This window comes from Staphylococcus sp. AC872 (assembly GCF_979255425.1).
In genome coordinates, this window is the sequence record NZ_CEEDKW010000005.1 from 65230 (window position 1) to 82198 (window position 16969).

Sequence of the window (16969 nt, forward strand, 5' to 3'; positions counted from 1 at the left end):
AAGCCAAAGCCAATGTGCAATTGACTTTGACTTTTTTAATAGCTTTGCAAGAAGTTAATTCAATTGAATTAGATATTATTTTTTATCTTCGTCATCTTTAACTTCTTTAAATTCTGCATCTTCAACAGTGCTATCTTGGTTTTGTTCACCAGCTGCACCTTGAGCTTGTTGTTGTGCTTGTTGAGCCTGTTGATATACTTTAGCTGATAAATCTTGAACAACTTTTTCAAGCTCTTCTTTTTTAGCTTTAATATCGTCGATATCTTCACCTTCAAGTGCTGATTTTAATGCATCTTTTTTATCTTCAGCATTTTTCTTATCATCTTCACCGATATTTTCACCTAAATCATTGATTGTTTTTTCTACTTGGAATACTAAGCTATCTGCTTCGTTTCTTAAGTCTACTTCTTCACGACGTTTTTTATCTGTTTCAGCATTTTCTTCTGCGTCTTTAACCATACGATCGATTTCATCATCTGATAATGAAGAACTTGATTGGATTGTAATATTTTGTTCTTTATTAGTACCTAAGTCTTTAGCAGTTACGTTAACAATACCGTTTTTATCGATATCGAAAGTCACTTCGATTTGAGGTACACCACGTGGTGCTGGTGGAATATCAGTTAATTGGAATCTACCAAGTGTTTTATTGTCTGACGCCATTGGACGTTCACCTTGTAATACGTGGATATCTACTGCTGGTTGATTATCAGCCGCTGTAGAATATACTTGTGATTTTGAAGTTGGGATTGTTGTATTACGTTCAATTAACGTATTCATACGACCACCCATAATTTCAATACCTAATGATAATGGCGTTACGTCTAATAATACTACGTCTTTAACATCGCCAGTGATTACGCCACCTTGAATTGCTGCACCCATTGCAACAACTTCGTCTGGGTTAACACCTTTATGTGGATCTTTACCAATTTCTTTTTTAACTGCATCTTGAACTGCTGGAATACGTGTTGAACCACCAACTAAGATTACTTCATCGATATCAGAATTTGATAATCCAGCATCTTTCATAGCTTGACGAGTTGGTTCCATTGTACGTTTAATTAATGAATCTGCTAATTCTTCAAATTTTGAACGAGTTAAGTTGATTTCTAAGTGTAATGGACCACTTTCTCCTGCAGAGATGAATGGTAATGAAATTTGTGTTTGAGATACGCCTGATAAGTCTTTTTTAGCTTTTTCTGCTGCATCTTTAAGACGTTGTAATGCCATTTTATCTTGTGATAAATCTACACCGTTTTCTTTTTTGAATTCAGAAACTAAGTAGTCGATAATAACTTGGTCAAAGTCATCCCCACCTAGTTTATTATCACCTGCTGTAGAAAGTACTTCGAATACACCGTCACCTAATTCTAGGATTGAAACGTCGAAAGTACCGCCACCTAAGTCAAATACTAATACTTTTTGATCTTGTTCAGTTTTATCTAAACCATATGCTAATGCTGCTGCAGTAGGTTCGTTAATGATACGTTCTACTTCTAATCCAGCAATTTTACCAGCATCTTTAGTTGCTTGACGTTCAGCATCATTGAAGTAAGCTGGAACTGTAATTACAGCTTTTTCAACTTTATCGCCTAAATAACTTTCAGCAGTATTTTTTAAGTTTTGTAAAATCATTGCTGAAATTTCTTGAGGTGTATATGATTTACCTTCAATATCTACTTTATAATCTGTACCCATATGACGTTTGATTGACTGTACAGTATTTGGGTTAGTGATTGCTTGTCTTTTAGCTACTTCACCAACTTGAGTTTCGCCATTTTTAAATGCAACTACTGATGGAGTAGTACGTGCACCCTCAGGGTTTTGAATTACTTTTGGTTCGTCTCCTTCTAATACTGATACACAAGAGTTTGTTGTTCCTAAGTCTATACCGATTACTTTACTCATAATAAAATTCCTCCATTTTGATTAATCATTTTGTTCAATGTTTTTTCGCCAATTTTTATTGGTTTACTTTAACCATTGATGGTCTTAATACTCTATCTTTTAATTTGTACCCTTTTTGTAATTCTTGTGTGATAACACCTGATTCATATTCAGGATTATCATCTTGAACTACAGCTTGATGTACATTTGGATCAAAAGATTGACCTTCAGATTCAATTTCTTCAAGACCATTATCTTTCAGAGCTCTTAATAGGCTTTCATGTACCATTTGAACACCTTTTTGAAGTGATTTAAATGAATCATTATCTCCTTCAATTTGAAGTGCGCGTTCAATATTATCAATTGTTGGTAATATGTCAGTTAAGACGCCTTGAGCTTGATAGGTTTTATTGATTTTGTTTTCATTTTGAATTCGACGTTTATAATTTTCGAATTCTGCATATAATCTTAAATATTTTTCTTCATTATCATTTGCTAATTGTTGCAAACGTTCAATTTCTTGATCTTTTGGATCTACATTTTCATCATCTTCATTTGAAGCATCCTTATTTGTCGCTTCTTCATTTGTTTCAACATCTTGCGAATTATTAGATTCAGTGTTTTCTACTGAATTAGATGCTTCTTCAGAGTTGTTTTCTGTTGTTTCTTCTGTTTGTGATTCAGCATTTTGTTTCACTGATTCGTCTTTTTCTGTCATTTTGTGCCCTCCAATACAATTCTAATTACATTACCAAATTTGGTTGAGTAATTGAATCACATTTTGATAATGCATCGCAGTTGGTCCAATAACCGCAATTTGACCTTTGAGTTTCTCATCAAAGTGATACTGAGTTGTTACGATGGATATATCGCTTAAATTTTCATCTATCTCTTTACCAATTTTTACATTGATATGAGATGTAGATATATCATCTAATAGCTCTACAATTCGATTTGATTCGATATATTGCAGGATGGGTTGAATTGAAGATACATTTGATTCATTCAATGCATCAATCAGTTTAACCTTTCCACCCATGTAAATGCTATTACTTTGATTGGAAATGTGTAAATTCATCATTTTAATTAGTTGTTTAATAAAATGAGCTTCATTTTGATCTTGTGCAAATCTATCTATCTCTTCAATCTGACCTTTAACTAACTCATCATATTGTTGTGACAAGAAGTTTGATATTTTATTTAATTCATCATTGGTTAAAGGTAGTTCGGATGTTAGATGCACATTTTCAACATGACCTGATGAAAATACGATAACCATAATCACTAAATGTGTATTAGCACGAATCAAATGAATATTATTTATAATATCTTGATTATGATTAGGACGAACAACCAACGTTGCATATTGAGACATCATTGATAATTCATTTGCGAAGTAAGACAAAGCAGATGATGTATCATAATGATTCTCAACCATTAATTGATTTAAACGTTGAATTTTGTTTGAATTTTGATGAGATGTTTGTTCTAATAATTGATTAACATAATATCTAAAACCTAATTCAGATGGTGAACGTCCCGAGGAAGTATGGACTTTCTCAATGAAATTCATATCCTCAAGTTGTTTCATTTCGTTACGTATCGTCGCAGGACTTACATTTAAATTGTGACGATCGATCAGTGTTTTAGAACCAATGGGTTGTCCATAATCAACATAATCTTCAACAATTGCATTTAAAATGCTTAATTGTCTATCTGTTATCATGTTTTCACCTCATTAGCACTCTTTTCTCTCAAGTGCTAATTATAATTTATCAAATTGGTCAAAGTAAGTCAATGTTAAAGCTCTAGAATTTTAAATTTATTTTAACTATTTAATAAAAATGCTTCAAAAACCTCATTACCAATGACTTTTCCTCTTTCGGTTAGATAAATATAATCTTGAGTTTCTTCAATTAACTTTCTATTTTTTAACTCAATAATAGTTTGACCAAATATTCGGTCGATCGTTGTATTAAATTTTTCATTGAATTTATTTTTGTTAACACCGCAATTTAACCTTAATCCTAGAAACATTTCTTCTTCCATTTGTTCGTTTGTAGTTGGACGTGTCTCTGTTAATATGGGTTCTTCTTGATTAGCAATAGCTTTTATATAGTGATTGACAGGATTTACATTTGTATAACGTACGCCATTTGTATAACCACTCGCTCCTGCTCCGAAACCATAGTATTCTTCATTTAACCAATATACCTTATTATGCTCTGACTCATGACCTTCTATAGCAAAATTTGAAATTTCGTATTGATGGAATTTTGAGTCTTCAATTTTATGCATTAAAGTCTGATACATTTCTGCGCCTAAATCTTCATTAGGCAATTTTAAATGACCTTTTCTATACATGTTATAAAATTGAGTTTTGGGCTCTAGAATTAATCCATAACTTGAGATATGATCAATATCCATTTTCATAGCTAAATTCAAACTTTTTTCAAAATCCTCTAAGGTTTGTTGAGGTAAATGATACATTAAGTCCAAACTAATAGATTCGATCCCGGCATCTCTAGCATTTCTTACAGCATCATAGATATCTTCTGTTTTGTGTGTTCTTCCAAGAATTTCTAACAATTCAGGTTTAAATGTTTGTACTCCCATAGATACTCGATTCACACCAAATGCTTTAAGTAATTTTACTTTTTCGAATGTTAATTCATCAGGGTTCGCTTCAAAACTAAATTCACCTTCAATAGTGAAAATTCTATTAATTGCTGATAAGAATTTATTTAATTGGTCTATATTGAGAGCTGTTGGAGTACCTCCACCTACATACATTGTTTTTAATTTCGTATTAGCATTTTGGGTACGTCGTTCCATCTCTAAAATTAATGCATCTAAATATTCATCAACTGGTTGCTTATCGATAAAATACTTGTTGAAGTCACAGTAAGTACATATGCGAACGCAAAAAGGTATATGAATATATGCGCTTTGTATTGTCACTTTAACTCCTCCAAAATTATGGTTTAAAATTATAAAAAATTAGAGGCGGGATAGAATTAGTTTCAGAAACATCATTCTTTTCCCACCTCAGTTCAAATACTTAGCTTTTTATATCTAACACAAATTTAAATAAGTGTTTACAATTTCAAGATTATTCTTCGTCCATTTTTAGTACTGCAAGGAATGCATCTTGCGGAATTTCCACGTTACCAACAGCTTTCATTTTAGCTTTACCGGCTTTTTGTTTTTCTAATAATTTACGTTTACGGCTAATGTCTCCGCCGTAACATTTAGAAAGTACATTTTTACCCATGGATTTAATGTTTGTTCGTGCAACAATTTTTTGACCAATCGCTGCTTGTACTGGAACTTCAAATTGCTGTCTTGGAATTAATGTTTTTAGTTTTTCAACTAATGCTTTTCCTCTATCGTAAGCAAATTCTTTATGCACGATAAAGCTTAATGCATCAACTTTTTCACCATTAAGCAATATGTCCATTTTAACTAGGTCACTTTCTTTATTTTCAATGAATTCATAGTCAAACGAAGCATATCCTTTTGTATTGGATTTAAGTTGATCAAAGAAATCAAATACTACTTCAGATAATGGAATTTCATAAACAATGTTAACTCGAATGTCATCTAAATAATCCATATTAACGAATTGTCCACGCTTACGTTGACATAGTTCCATAACTGCACCAACATAATCATTCGGCACCATCATAGTTGCACGAACGTATGGTTCGTATATCTTTTCAATTCTATCACGTTCAGGCATTTGCGCAGGGTTATCAACTGTAACTTCTGAACCATCTTTTAAGATACATTGGTAAATTACAGATGGTGCTGTCGCAATCAATTCAATTCCAAATTCTCGTTCGATTCTTTCTTGAATGATTTCCATGTGTAACATACCTAAAAATCCAGTTCTATAGCCAAATCCAAGTGCTTGAGATGACTCAGGTTCGAATTCTAATGAAGCATCGTTTAATTGTAGTTTTTCAAGTGCTTCACGCAAATCATTATAATTTTTATTATCAATTGGGAAGAGTCCACAATAAACCATTGGATTCATTTTCTTATACCCTTGTAATGGTTGTTCAGCAGGTCGGTTTGCAAGTGTAATCGTATCACCAACACGCGAATCATCAACATTTTTAATACTAGCAATAATATAGCCAACATCACCAACAGTTAATTCGTCGACTGGTAATTGCTTAGGTGTATTAATTCCAACCTCAGTAACTTCGAATTCTTTACCGGTAGCCATCATTTTAATCTTGTCCCCTGCTTTGACTACCCCATCTATAACACGAATAGATGAAATTACACCTCTATAAGGATCATATTCAGAGTCAAAAATTAAAGCTTTCAATGGTGCATCTGGATCACCATCGGGTGCTGGTACAACCTCAACAATCTTTTCTAGAATTTCTTCTATACCGATATTAGATTTGGCACTAGCTAGAACGACATCGTCTTGATCTAAACCAATCACATCTTCTAACTCTTGTTTAACTCTATCAGGTTCAGCTGCTGGTAGGTCAATTTTATTAACTACAGGTAATAGTTCTAAATTATTATCTAAAGCTAAATAAACGTTAGCTAAAGTTTGTGCTTCTATACCTTGAGCGGCATCTACAACTAAAATAGCTCCTTCACATGCTGCTAATGAACGAGATACTTCATATGTAAAATCGACGTGCCCTGGTGTATCAATTAAGTGGAATGTGTATGTTTCTCCATCTTTAGCTTCGTATTTTAAACGTACAGCATTTAATTTAATTGTAATACCACGTTCTCTTTCTAAATCCATTGAATCTAACAATTGATCTTGCATATCTCTTGTTTCAACTGATTTTGTATTTTCAAGGATTCTATCTGCTAGAGTAGATTTACCGTGGTCTATATGAGCAATAATGGAGAAATTTCTAATTTTCTCTCTTCTATTAAAATGTTCTTGCTTATCCATTGTATCCTTCTCACTTTCATATTAGTAACCCGTATTTGTATATCTTTGATATGATAACGTTTTTAAATTGCAATTGCAAACTTCTAATTAAACGTTTAAATAAATCAATTACTTTGATAAACTAATACTTATATTGGTTTAAGTATTATTAATGCATACTTTATTATAAAGTGTTACGAACTTAATTCCAATACTATAATGTGATATTCATTCATTAAGATACGCATTAAATAAATGATTGCACAAAGGTAGTACATTTGATAAAATATTTCTTGTTGTAATCAAATATAATTAAATTTGATAAGTTAGTTCACTTTTAGGAGGTGACAGTAATGCCAAACATTAAATCTGCAGTTAAACGTGTTAAAACAACTCAAACAGCTGAAGAGCGTAATATTTCTAAGAAAAATACTATGCGTACAGCAGTTAAACGTGCGAAATCAGCTATTGAGACAAATGCCGATAACAAAAATGAATTAGTAAGCTTTGCAATTAAGCAATTAGATAAAGCTGCTCAAAGCAACTTAATCCACTCAAACAAAGCTGACCGCGTAAAATCACAATTGATGAGCGCTAACAAATAATAATCAATAAAAGCTAGTTCACCTATTTGGTTGAACTAGCTTTTATTTGTGTATAGGTATTTAAACTCATAGTTATAATGATAAAATAAACAATTCTAATATAAGGTGTTTATCCATATATGAAGATTTCAATTTATAATCGGTTTCAGCACAAGAATTAATGATATTCAATAAGTCTTCCAATTGATAATGACGGACCTGACCTAATGCCAATTTAACCCTATAAGGATGAACATTGACTGTTTTAGCAATTTGTTGCCCGCTATAACCTTTTTGATTTAAAATCTTGCATTGATAATACAACCTATAATTACTTGTAATAAGAGCAAGTAATTTAATTGGTTCTTCCTTCATATTTATTAAATCTTTAACTAATTGAATCGCTTTGTTTTTTTGACGCTTTTGAATATATTCAGTTAATAAAAACACATTTTGTTCCAAACTTCGATTAATAATTTGATGAACATCATCTTTATTGATTGTAGGTCTATCACCTAAAAATAGCATGAGTTTATCTAGTTCTTGAGAAACAATATTAAAATTAACTCCTGTTAATTCTATAAACAAATTAAGTGCATCTTGTTTAATATCTTTATAATTCTCATTCAGTTTAGACTGTATCCATTTTTTTATTTCTTCTTCAGACATTTGCTCTACTTTTTTAAGTTGACCATTTTTTTTAAGTGCTTTAGTTAGTTTCTTTCGCTCATCTAATTTATTTTGGTAAACTTCAAATATTATAAGGTTATCACCATCATATTTCTCTAGGAATTCTATTAATTGGTCAGTATTTTGATTTAATTCCTTAGTTACTTTTTCTCCAGTAAATACGTATGCATTCTTAACTAAAATAGCCTTTTTGTCTGAAAAAAACGGCATAGTCAAAGTTTCTTCAATGATTGGTGTAATTTCTGTTTCGTATAAATTAAACTTTATAAAATTAAAGTCGTCTTTCTCTGTCTGTAAGTATTTATTGATCATTTCAGAACTTTTTTTCTCTACTAGGTCTGGCACTTCTCCATATACCGTAATGATATTATCAGACATATATTACACCCTTTCAAATTAGTTCACATTATAAAATTATATCATGATACAAGCATCAATCACTAGTCATTTAATTAGTTTGATTCGTAGTAATATTTAAATCTGAATTTAGCTTAACGGTTATCTCTCCATTTATTTGAGTATCATATACTTTACTACCATTTTCGTATAGTCTTTGAATCACTTCTTGATTAGGTAATTGATATTTATTACCTCTACCGCTCGATATGAGACTGATTTCTGGCTTGATCAACTCAATTAAATTCGAAGAACTACTCGTTTTACTACCATGGTGTGCTACTTTTAAAATATCAATTTTAGGTAATTGATAACGTTGTAGAAGTAACGTTTCGTTTTGAATAGTCATATCACCTGTTAACAATATATTTTTATGTTTATATGATAAAAGGATAACAATGGACTGCTCATTTTTATCATCACTATCTTTTATATATGTATCCAAAAATCGAAGTGTTGTATCTTTTAAATTTAGTGTATGTAATCGATTAGCGTCTAATACATTTATATGATTGGTATTACTGATTTTCTCTATATTATATAATTCTGATCTAGAAAAACTATCTTTAAATAAAATGATGTTCTTAATATTAATATGAGATGCTAAATAGGGTAATTCCCCCATATGGTCGAGATGAGGATGAGAAATAATAAGATAATCTATTTTAGAAATACCTTTTGATTTTAAACTCGGAATTGTTTTGTACTTCGAAATATTAAAGTTAGGTTGCTTATGATTTTCCGATCGTTTCCCTCCAGTATCAATCATAATATTTTGTTTACTATCAGTTTGAAATAATATACTGTCTCCTTGTCCGACATCTAACATAGTTAATTGCCCTTCAGTACTACTAGAGTAATATATGATAAGAAAAATACCCATACATATAATAAGCGTAGCTTTAATAAAATGCTTTTTAACAAATAAAAACAAAGATAGAAATGTGAATATCATAATAAAAATTAAGCTAATTGTACTAAGGTCTGGTACAAAAATTCTTAGATACTTTAACTTTAAAAATATAGATACTAAACAATCATGTAATTTAAAAATAACGCTAATAATAGCATTTAAAATACTTAAATGAATAGTAAAATGAGAAAGAATATAAAACAGAATAGCTAATGGAAATATAAAGAAACTATAAAAAGGTACAAAAACTAAATTAGAAATTAAACCAATCCATTGTATTTGATTAAAATGATAGATGCTAATGAGTAAGGCACCAAGTTGTGCAATAAATGTAACTTCAATTATTAGTTTTAATCCGGATAATTGTTTTAATAAAGGTGAGGATATCACTAGAAATAGTGAAATGAGGAATGAAAATTGAAAACCAATATCATAGACTATTTGTGGATTAATAAAAAACATTAAAATAAAAACGATAGACAACAATTCAAGTGGATTTATTTTTAAAGATTTAGGAAGTAAAAGTAAAATGATAGCAGCTAAAATAGCTCTAACCGCACTAGGGGCAAAATCGGTATATAAAGCATAAAGAGGTAAAAGTATAAGAAGTACTGACTTAATGATAATAATGGGCGTATTGAATCTAACAAATATCTGATATATCAAATATATTATTGCAGCTACATGTGAACCACTTACTGCAAGTAAATGATAAATACCTATTTCTTTTACATCTTCTATAAACATTGGATTTAATACACTAGTATCTCCGGATATTAAGGCTAATATTCGATCATAATAAATATTATGAGACTTTTGCATTTGATTATGAATATAACTTTGATAATTAGTTATAAAAGAAAGAGTCTTGTTGGATTGACAACTGCTTAAATCGACTTGGCTAATAAATATAAATGGTTGAGAAGTATTGTTTAAAGAGAATTCACCTTTTATCAAACAGGTTTGATTTTCGATATTTATGGGTTTATTTATATCTTTGGTTTTATATATATACTTATATTTGTTTCCCTTCCAGCTAAGAATCCCCCTATATGACACCAATTTTTTATTCCACTTAATAATAGACACATTATCGATTATGATTCTATTTTTATATAGATATTGTTCTTCTTGATACTTTTTATCATTAGAAGTGTTTAATGTGACCAAACTTATTAAAATGAAGATAAATACGGCTAAAACATATCTTTTCAATAATTTCTTACGCATTAGTATAAATAAAAGACAACATAATATAAAAGTAGAGAATACACGGTTAGATAACCATAGAATCCCTACTAAAAAAGATAATGCAATATAAAACAATGACTTAGCCTTGTGTTAAATATTGAGCTACATATTCAGGTGAGAAAGGTATTTTTTTGTACTCTATACCAGACTGATCTAATAACTGCATAGCATATTCATGATTATGATAATCTTCAGCATAGTATATAGTTTTAATACCAGCTTGAATAATAGATTTAGTGCAATTCAAACAAGGGAAATGTGTAACATAAATTGTTGCACCTTCTGTAGAAACACCTTGTTTTGCACATTGTAACAATGCATTCATTTCAGCATGAATAGTGCGAATACAATGTCCATCCTCAATTAAACACCCTTCATCTATACAATGAACTTCACCAGCAACTGAACCATTGTAACCACCCGCGATAATACGATTATCTTTCACAATCGTGGCACCTACTGATAATCTTTGACAAGTTGATCTTAATGCTAACAAGTGGCTTTGTGCCATAAAGTATTCTTCCCATTTGATTCTCTCCATGATGTTCTGTGCCTCCATCGTACATAATTAAAATAATAATTATAGCTTAATCATTTTAAAACGATATTGCAAATGCAATTATGATTAAACAGTAAAATATTCTTTGAGTTTTTCGAATGTTTTTGGACCAAAACCTTTGATGTTTTTCAAGTCATCTATACTATTAAATGATCCTTTTTGATTTTTAAATTCAATGATTTCTTTTGCTTTAGATGGGCCAATACCTGGTACTTTCATTAATTGTTCTTCTGTGGCTGAATTTAAATTAATAGGTGTCTTAGCTCCATCTCCACTTGTCTGTTGAGTTTGACTTTGCACTTGTTTAGCAATTGTTTCCCCTTTTTCAGGTACGTATATTAACTTTTGATCTATAAGTTTTTCTGAAAAATTGAGTTGCTTAGTATCGGCATTTTTTAATAATTGAGCTTTATTCAAAATATCAATCATTCTATCCGAACTATTCATTTTATATACATTAGGATGCCTCACTGCACCTTTAATATCTACATATATAACTTGATTATCTTTCTTTCCTTCCTCTTTATTAGTCGATTTTGCCATATTTGATTTTTTTAAATTTTGCTTGTCTTTATCGACATAACTGTGAGTTGTAGATTCTATATAAGCTGATTTATCGTCCGATTGATTTGAATTCATAATATAAAGTAACAACAAAAATATTATCAGTGCACCAATAATAATATACATTTTGTTGTTGCCTATGTAAGTTTTAAATTGATTTAATTTAGATAACAAAAAATCACCCTTTCATACTAACTAACGCATGCCAGAGTGATTTTACTTTATTTAAATTTATTTTTGGGCTATAAAAAATAAGCGATCTGCTTGTTCATTATCAGAATTCATATCAAAATCGGTAAATGTTTTAATAATTTTGAAACCACATTGGTCCAATAATTTTAAATAAACCGATTTTTCAAATGTTCTTTGGTAGTGTTCTTCATCAAATCGTTGATATAAACCGTTCTCATGTTCAATAAAGAAGGACATTTGATGATATACGCTTAAAGGTTCTTCACCTCTAATTGCATCCCAACCTAAATACAAATCATCAGTTTCATCGATATAACTTTGATTATTAAATAGCGTGTTCATTTTTTCTACAGTATGAACATCAAAGATTAATAATCCTCCCTCTTTTAAATGGGAATAGACATGTATAAATGTGTTTTCTACATCTTCAAAAGTAGGCAAATAGTTTAATGAGTCGCAAAATATAGTTATGATATCAAATTGATGATCTAACTCAAAGCGTGTCATATCGCCTTCTAACCAATTTATTTGATTAGACTTTTGAGAAGCAATTGCCAACATATCAGAACTAATATCCATACCGTGAATGTTACCTAATTCATTTAGCATGCATGTAAGTGTACCCGTCCCACATCCAATATCAAGTATATCGGGATGATTGTGTGCATAATATTGAACTATATCGAACCATAAATGGTAAGGTTGATCTCGAGTAAGCTGATCATATACCAAGCTCATTTCTTCATATTGAGACATAATTAGTGAACAACCTGTCCATATGATTCAATTGGTGCATCTTGATATAATTTCTCGATATTATAATAAGGTCTTTCATCTTTATGGAAAATATGAACAACCACATTGGCTAAGTCAATAAGTATCCATCTTGCATCTTGATAGCCTTCCATACGTTTCACATCAATATCTTGTTCATGAACTGCTTCTTTTACAGCCCTAGCAATGGATTGTACTTGACGTTCATTATTTCCGTGACAAACTACAAAGTAATCTGTCATATCACTAATTCCTTGCATATTAAGAGAAATAATATCTTCTGCTTTTTTGTTTTCTGCTGCATCTACAGCAATATTTAACAATTTGTCTGAGTTCATTTAATCATCCTTTATTCTTTCATCACTATAATTATAATAATTTAAACAAGCAATCGTAGCGCCATAAACCGTAATATCTTTTTGAATTAAAAACAACACTGTACGCTTAGAAATTTCATAAATTGTTTTATCTAAGCTACCTTGATTGTATGCCATATCTCTTATTTCTTCAACTCCTGGGGTCTTTCTACCAGGTTCTATATAGTCGGCTATAAACACTAATTTCTCAGTTTTAGTCATTTGTTGACGACCAGTTGTATGATATTTGATTGCTAAAAGAACTTCTTCATCTTTAACATCAAAATCATTTTCCATTATTGCAGAACAAACAGGTCCGTGTAGTATTTCGCCACCATAGCTTAATAAATCAGATTCTAATTCATATTGTCTAACCACTTGATACATTGTACTTAAATCATCGTATTTACAGTAGTCATGTAAGACACCAGCTAACTCAGCCTTATCTTTATCTCCATCATAAATCTCTGCTAATTTTACTGCTGTCTCTGCTACTCTTAATGAATGTTTATATCGTTTTTCAGGTAATTTTGCTTTTACTAATTCTTTAGCATTTTCAATTTTCATATAATCCTTCCTCTCGAATATAATGTTCAACACTTTGAGGAACTAATATTTGAATAGATTGTTTAGCTTTAATACGTTCTCGTATCATAGAGGAACTAATATCCATACGTGGAATTGTAATAGATATCATATTATCCTCAACCTGTTGTACTTCTTTTTCTCTATTAACAACAATAAAGGTAATCAATTGTTTTAATTCGTCGATGTTATACCACCGATCCAATTGATTATATTGGTCGGTTCCTATTATGAAATAAAAATCTGAATTGGGTTGTGAATGTATTAGAGATAAAAGCGTGTCATACGTATAACTTTGTCCTTTTCTTTCTATCTCTTCATAGCTAATTTTACCAAATCCTAGTGTATCAATGGCTAATTCAATCATTTTAATTCGTTGGGGTGCGTCCAAGAAATCTTTGTGATCTTTTAAAGGTGCCATATAACTAAGTAAAAAATAAAATTCATCCGGTTGAATTTTATGAAATACTTCACTTGCTACCATCATATGTGCAGTATGAATCGGGTTGAATTGTCCACCATACAGAATTACTTTTTTGGGCATTATGGTAAAGTGATTTCTTTATTTTCTTGGGATTCTCTATACAAGACAATCATAGACCCGATTACTTGAACAATTTCACAATTAGTAGCTTCACTTAATGTAGTTGCAAGTTCATTTTTATCATCAAAATTATTTTGTAAAACATGGATTTTAATTAGCTCACGTTTTTCTAGTGTTTCATCAATTTGATTTACCATATTTTCATTAATACCACCTTTACCAATTTGGAAAGTGGGATCAGTATTGTGTGCTAAACTACGTAAATATCTTTTTTGTTTTCCTGTTAACATTATTTAACTCCTTTTAGTTTGTTTAAAACTGATTTTTTCATTGTCTTTATATCTGCTTGTAATCCAGTCCAAATTTTAAAACTTTCAGCTCCTTGATATACAAACATATCTAAACCATTATATATTGGGTTACCTTTGTTCTCTGCTGCTATTAAAATAGGCGTTTTATATGGTATATATACAATATCACTTACTAATGTCTCTGGGTTTAAGTATTTTAAATCAATAGGTATATCTTGATTATCATCCATACCTGCAGGTGTAGTATTGATGATAATATCAAATTCATCTAAATGTGATTCCGCTTGTTCGAGTGAAATTTGATTGACCTCTAAATCCCATGTCTCAAAGCGTTTCATCGTACGGTTAGCAACGGTTAATTTGGTATTAACAAACTTAATGAGTTCATTCGCTATTCCCTTACTAGCACCGCCAGCACCTAATATTAAAATATAAGCATTTTCTAAATCATTATATACTTGTTTTAAGCCTGTAACATAACCTATCCCGTCTGTATTATAACCTATCCATTTTCCGTCACGAATTAATACAGTATTAACTGCACCAACAGAAGATGACTGCGCATCAATTTCATCTAAATAAGGTATAATTCTTTCTTTATGTGGAATAGTGATATTGAAACCATCTAAATGTTTTTCTTCAATAATCTCTCTGATATGTTTAAAATTTTCAATTGGAACATTAACAGCTTCATAAGTAAATTTTAAATCTAACGACTCAAAATTTTTGTTATGCATTAGTGGTGATAAGGAATGTGAAATTGGATCTCCAATTACTGCAAATTTCACGTTTATCCCTCCTATAAAATTGAATTTCTTAAGATGACATCTACATTTTTAGGGACTCTAACAATCACTTTTGCACCAGCATCAATCGTTATAAAGCCTAAACCAGAAATCATTACATCTCTTTTCTCTTTACCAGTTTCTAAACGAACTGCTTTCATTTCACTCATATTAAATTGGCTAGGATCATGAGGGGGTGTTAATAAATCGCCAATATGATTCTTCCATAATTCATTTGCTTTTTCAGTTTTTGTTCGGTGTATGTTTAGCTCATTAGAGAAGAAGCATATTAAAGGTCTTTTACCGCCTGAAACATAATCAATTCGCGCTAAACCACCAAAAAACAGTGTTTGGCCTTCATTTAATTGATATACACGTTGTTTTATTTCTTTTTTAGGCATAATTAATTTTAATTCTTTTTCAGTTACAAAATGAGTCATTTGGTGAGATTGTATTATTCCTGGCGTATCAAACATAAAGGACTTTTCATCTAATGGTATATCAATCATATCCAAAGTTGTACCTGGGAATCTTGATGTTGTAACAACATCTTTTTCACCTACACTTAATTCGATAAGTTTATTAATTAATGTTGATTTGCCTACATTAGTCGTACCGACAATATAAACATCCTCTTGGTCACGATACTTATTGATTGAATATAATAAGTCTTCGATGCCTTGCCCTTTTTCGGCAGAAATAAGTACAACATCTTCGGCTTCAAGTCCATATTTTTTAGCGGCACGTTTCAACCATTCTTTTACGCGACGATGATTAATTTGTTTTGGAAGTAAATCCATTTTATTAGCGACTAAGATAATTTTTTTATTACCTACAATTCGCTTAATCGCATTGATAAATGAACCTTCAAAATCAAAAACGTCTACAACATTTACTACAATACCCTTTTTATCAGATAAACCTGTTAGTAAATTAAGGAAATCATCGCTGTCCATGCCCACATCTTGAACTTCATTATAGTTTTTTAGACGAAAACATCTTTTACAAATAACATCTTCTCTAAATAAATTGTGTTCTGGAACATAACCAGGAGCATTCTTATCCTCTGATTGCAAAGGTGCTCCACAACCTATACATTTTAATTCTTCACTCAATCAATTTTCCTCCCACTTGATATAACCTTTTTTTCTAAAGTGATTTAATAATCTTCTTTCAATGAGTCGATTAAATTTAGTGATAAATCCATCTGTTCTTTTAACAGGTACTACCATAATTGTATATAAACCATTACGATTACCACCAAAAACGTCGGTTAACATTTGATCGCCAATGACAACTGTTTCATTAGGTTTTATATTCATTTGACTAATTGCTTTTTTAAATGCTTTTCCCATCGGTTTTCTGGCTTTACAAATAAAATCCACATTTAAATCTTTTGAAAATTCGCCTACACGTTGTTCATTATTATTTGAAACGATTGTAATTTGAATCCCTTTTTCTCTTGCTTCTTTGAACCATTGCTTTATTTGTTCAGTAGGTGCCACAACATCCCAACCTACTAACGTGTTATCTAAATCTGTAATAATACCTTTTACACCTGTGTCTGCTAATTTATCTATATTTATTTCGAATACTGATTTAACATATGCATTAGGCATAAAATAATTTTTAATAATACCCATTAATCTGTCACCTTTAC

General features: G+C 30.6%; 18 protein-coding genes. 1 reads left to right on the forward strand and 17 read right to left on the reverse strand.

Annotated features, from left to right (window positions below; translation table 11 throughout):
• Nucleotides 1–75: 75 nt before the first annotated feature.
• The 5 genes from dnaK to lepA all read right to left on the reverse strand — a co-directional run bounded on the left by dnaK (nt 76) and on the right by lepA (nt 6826).
• Nucleotides 76–1911: a molecular chaperone DnaK gene (gene dnaK, locus ACZ267_RS09060; RefSeq protein ID WP_079449022.1), complete on the reverse strand. Its 1836-nt coding sequence runs from the start codon at nt 1909–1911 to the stop codon at nt 76–78.
• 55 nt (nt 1912–1966) lie between these two features.
• The gene (gene grpE / locus ACZ267_RS09065; RefSeq protein WP_015364954.1) at nt 1967–2608 is read right to left on the reverse strand and encodes a nucleotide exchange factor GrpE; all 642 of its coding nucleotides are present in this window, start codon (nt 2606–2608) and stop codon (nt 1967–1969) included.
• 30 nt (nt 2609–2638) lie between these two features.
• Nucleotides 2639–3616: a heat-inducible transcriptional repressor HrcA gene (gene hrcA, locus ACZ267_RS09070; protein WP_002465661.1), complete on the reverse strand. Its 978-nt coding sequence runs from the start codon at nt 3614–3616 to the stop codon at nt 2639–2641.
• A 101-nt stretch (nt 3617–3717) separates the two neighbouring features.
• Nucleotides 3718–4851 carry a radical SAM family heme chaperone HemW gene (hemW, locus tag ACZ267_RS09075; protein WP_002465684.1) on the reverse strand — a complete coding sequence of 378 codons (1134 nt, stop codon included), beginning with the start codon at nt 4849–4851 and terminating at the stop codon, nt 3718–3720.
• Between the two features lie 151 nt (nt 4852–5002).
• On the reverse strand, nt 5003–6826 hold the full coding sequence (lepA, locus tag ACZ267_RS09080) for a translation elongation factor 4 (protein WP_079449023.1): 1824 nt from the start codon (nt 6824–6826) through the stop codon (nt 5003–5005).
• A 332-nt stretch (nt 6827–7158) separates the two neighbouring features.
• On the opposite strand from lepA, the gene rpsT reads away from it, so the two are divergent.
• Nucleotides 7159–7410, forward strand: a complete 252-nt coding sequence (gene rpsT / locus ACZ267_RS09085; RefSeq protein ID WP_002451849.1) for a 30S ribosomal protein S20 — start codon at nt 7159–7161, stop codon at nt 7408–7410.
• A gap of 72 nt (nt 7411–7482) precedes the next feature.
• On the opposite strand, the gene holA is transcribed toward rpsT, so the two are convergent.
• From holA to ACZ267_RS09145, 12 genes are all read right to left on the reverse strand, one after another.
• Entirely contained in the window at nt 7483–8457 is a 975-nt protein-coding gene (gene holA, locus ACZ267_RS09090) for a DNA polymerase III subunit delta (RefSeq protein ID WP_002465668.1), read from the reverse strand.
• Nucleotides 8458–8527: 70 nt separating this feature from the next.
• Nucleotides 8528–10714, reverse strand: a complete 2187-nt coding sequence (locus ACZ267_RS09095) for a DNA internalization-related competence protein ComEC/Rec2 (protein ID WP_002465673.1) — start codon at nt 10712–10714, stop codon at nt 8528–8530.
• Between the two features lie 4 nt (nt 10715–10718).
• The gene (locus ACZ267_RS09100; RefSeq protein WP_002465657.1) at nt 10719–11180 is read right to left on the reverse strand and encodes a ComE operon protein 2; all 462 of its coding nucleotides are present in this window, start codon (nt 11178–11180) and stop codon (nt 10719–10721) included.
• An 84-nt stretch (nt 11181–11264) separates the two neighbouring features.
• On the reverse strand, nt 11265–11936 hold the full coding sequence (locus ACZ267_RS09105) for a helix-hairpin-helix domain-containing protein (protein ID WP_002465682.1): 672 nt from the start codon (nt 11934–11936) through the stop codon (nt 11265–11267).
• Between the two features lie 57 nt (nt 11937–11993).
• On the reverse strand, nt 11994–12710 hold the full coding sequence (locus ACZ267_RS09110; RefSeq protein ID WP_002465681.1) for a class I SAM-dependent DNA methyltransferase: 717 nt from the start codon (nt 12708–12710) through the stop codon (nt 11994–11996).
• A gap of 2 nt (nt 12711–12712) precedes the next feature.
• Nucleotides 12713–13066, reverse strand: coding sequence for a ribosome silencing factor (rsfS, locus tag ACZ267_RS09115; protein ID WP_002465663.1), 354 nt, complete (start codon nt 13064–13066; stop codon nt 12713–12715).
• Complete coding sequence (gene yqeK / locus ACZ267_RS09120) at nt 13067–13651, reverse strand: bis(5'-nucleosyl)-tetraphosphatase (symmetrical) YqeK (RefSeq protein WP_002465675.1); 585 nt, start codon at nt 13649–13651, stop codon at nt 13067–13069.
• Nucleotides 13641–14216, reverse strand: coding sequence for a nicotinate-nucleotide adenylyltransferase (locus ACZ267_RS09125; protein ID WP_171991400.1), 576 nt, complete (start codon nt 14214–14216; stop codon nt 13641–13643). Before ACZ267_RS09125 ends, yqeK begins: the two co-directional genes overlap by 11 nt.
• Nucleotides 14213–14503, reverse strand: a complete 291-nt coding sequence (gene yhbY, locus ACZ267_RS09130; RefSeq protein ID WP_015364951.1) for a ribosome assembly RNA-binding protein YhbY — start codon at nt 14501–14503, stop codon at nt 14213–14215. The genes ACZ267_RS09125 and yhbY overlap by 4 nt, the downstream gene beginning before the upstream one ends.
• The gene (aroE, locus tag ACZ267_RS09135) at nt 14503–15312 is read right to left on the reverse strand and encodes a shikimate dehydrogenase (protein ID WP_015364950.1); all 810 of its coding nucleotides are present in this window, start codon (nt 15310–15312) and stop codon (nt 14503–14505) included. Before aroE ends, yhbY begins: the two co-directional genes overlap by 1 nt.
• A gap of 11 nt (nt 15313–15323) precedes the next feature.
• A complete protein-coding gene (yqeH, locus tag ACZ267_RS09140) occupies nt 15324–16424 on the reverse strand; it encodes a ribosome biogenesis GTPase YqeH (protein WP_002466210.1) in 1101 nt (366 codons plus the stop codon).
• On the reverse strand, nt 16425–16952 hold the full coding sequence (locus ACZ267_RS09145; RefSeq protein WP_002466212.1) for a YqeG family HAD IIIA-type phosphatase: 528 nt from the start codon (nt 16950–16952) through the stop codon (nt 16425–16427).
• Nucleotides 16953–16969 lie beyond the last annotated feature (17 nt).

Coding starts and splice junctions, on each gene's coding strand:
- dnaK (WP_079449022.1), bottom strand. CDS start 1,911: ATGAGTAAAGTAATCGGTATAGACTTAGGAACAACAAACTCTTGTGTA.
- grpE (WP_015364954.1), bottom strand. CDS start 2,608: ATGACAGAAAAAGACGAATCAGTGAAACAAAATGCTGAATCACAAACA.
- hrcA (WP_002465661.1), bottom strand. CDS start 3,616: ATGATAACAGATAGACAATTAAGCATTTTAAATGCAATTGTTGAAGAT.
- lepA (WP_079449023.1), bottom strand. CDS start 6,826: ATGGATAAGCAAGAACATTTTAATAGAAGAGAGAAAATTAGAAATTTC.
- rpsT (WP_002451849.1), top strand. CDS start 7,159: ATGCCAAACATTAAATCTGCAGTTAAACGTGTTAAAACAACTCAAACA.
- holA (WP_002465668.1), bottom strand. CDS start 8,457: ATGTCTGATAATATCATTACGGTATATGGAGAAGTGCCAGACCTAGTA.
- ACZ267_RS09100 (WP_002465657.1), bottom strand. CDS start 11,180: ATGGAGAGAATCAAATGGGAAGAATACTTTATGGCACAAAGCCACTTG.
- ACZ267_RS09110 (WP_002465681.1), bottom strand. CDS start 12,710: ATGTCTCAATATGAAGAAATGAGCTTGGTATATGATCAGCTTACTCGA.
- rsfS (WP_002465663.1), bottom strand. CDS start 13,066: ATGAACTCAGACAAATTGTTAAATATTGCTGTAGATGCAGCAGAAAAC.
- yqeK (WP_002465675.1), bottom strand. CDS start 13,651: ATGAAAATTGAAAATGCTAAAGAATTAGTAAAAGCAAAATTACCTGAA.
- yhbY (WP_015364951.1), bottom strand. CDS start 14,503: ATGTTAACAGGAAAACAAAAAAGATATTTACGTAGTTTAGCACACAAT.
- ACZ267_RS09145 (WP_002466212.1), bottom strand. CDS start 16,952: ATGGGTATTATTAAAAATTATTTTATGCCTAATGCATATGTTAAATCA.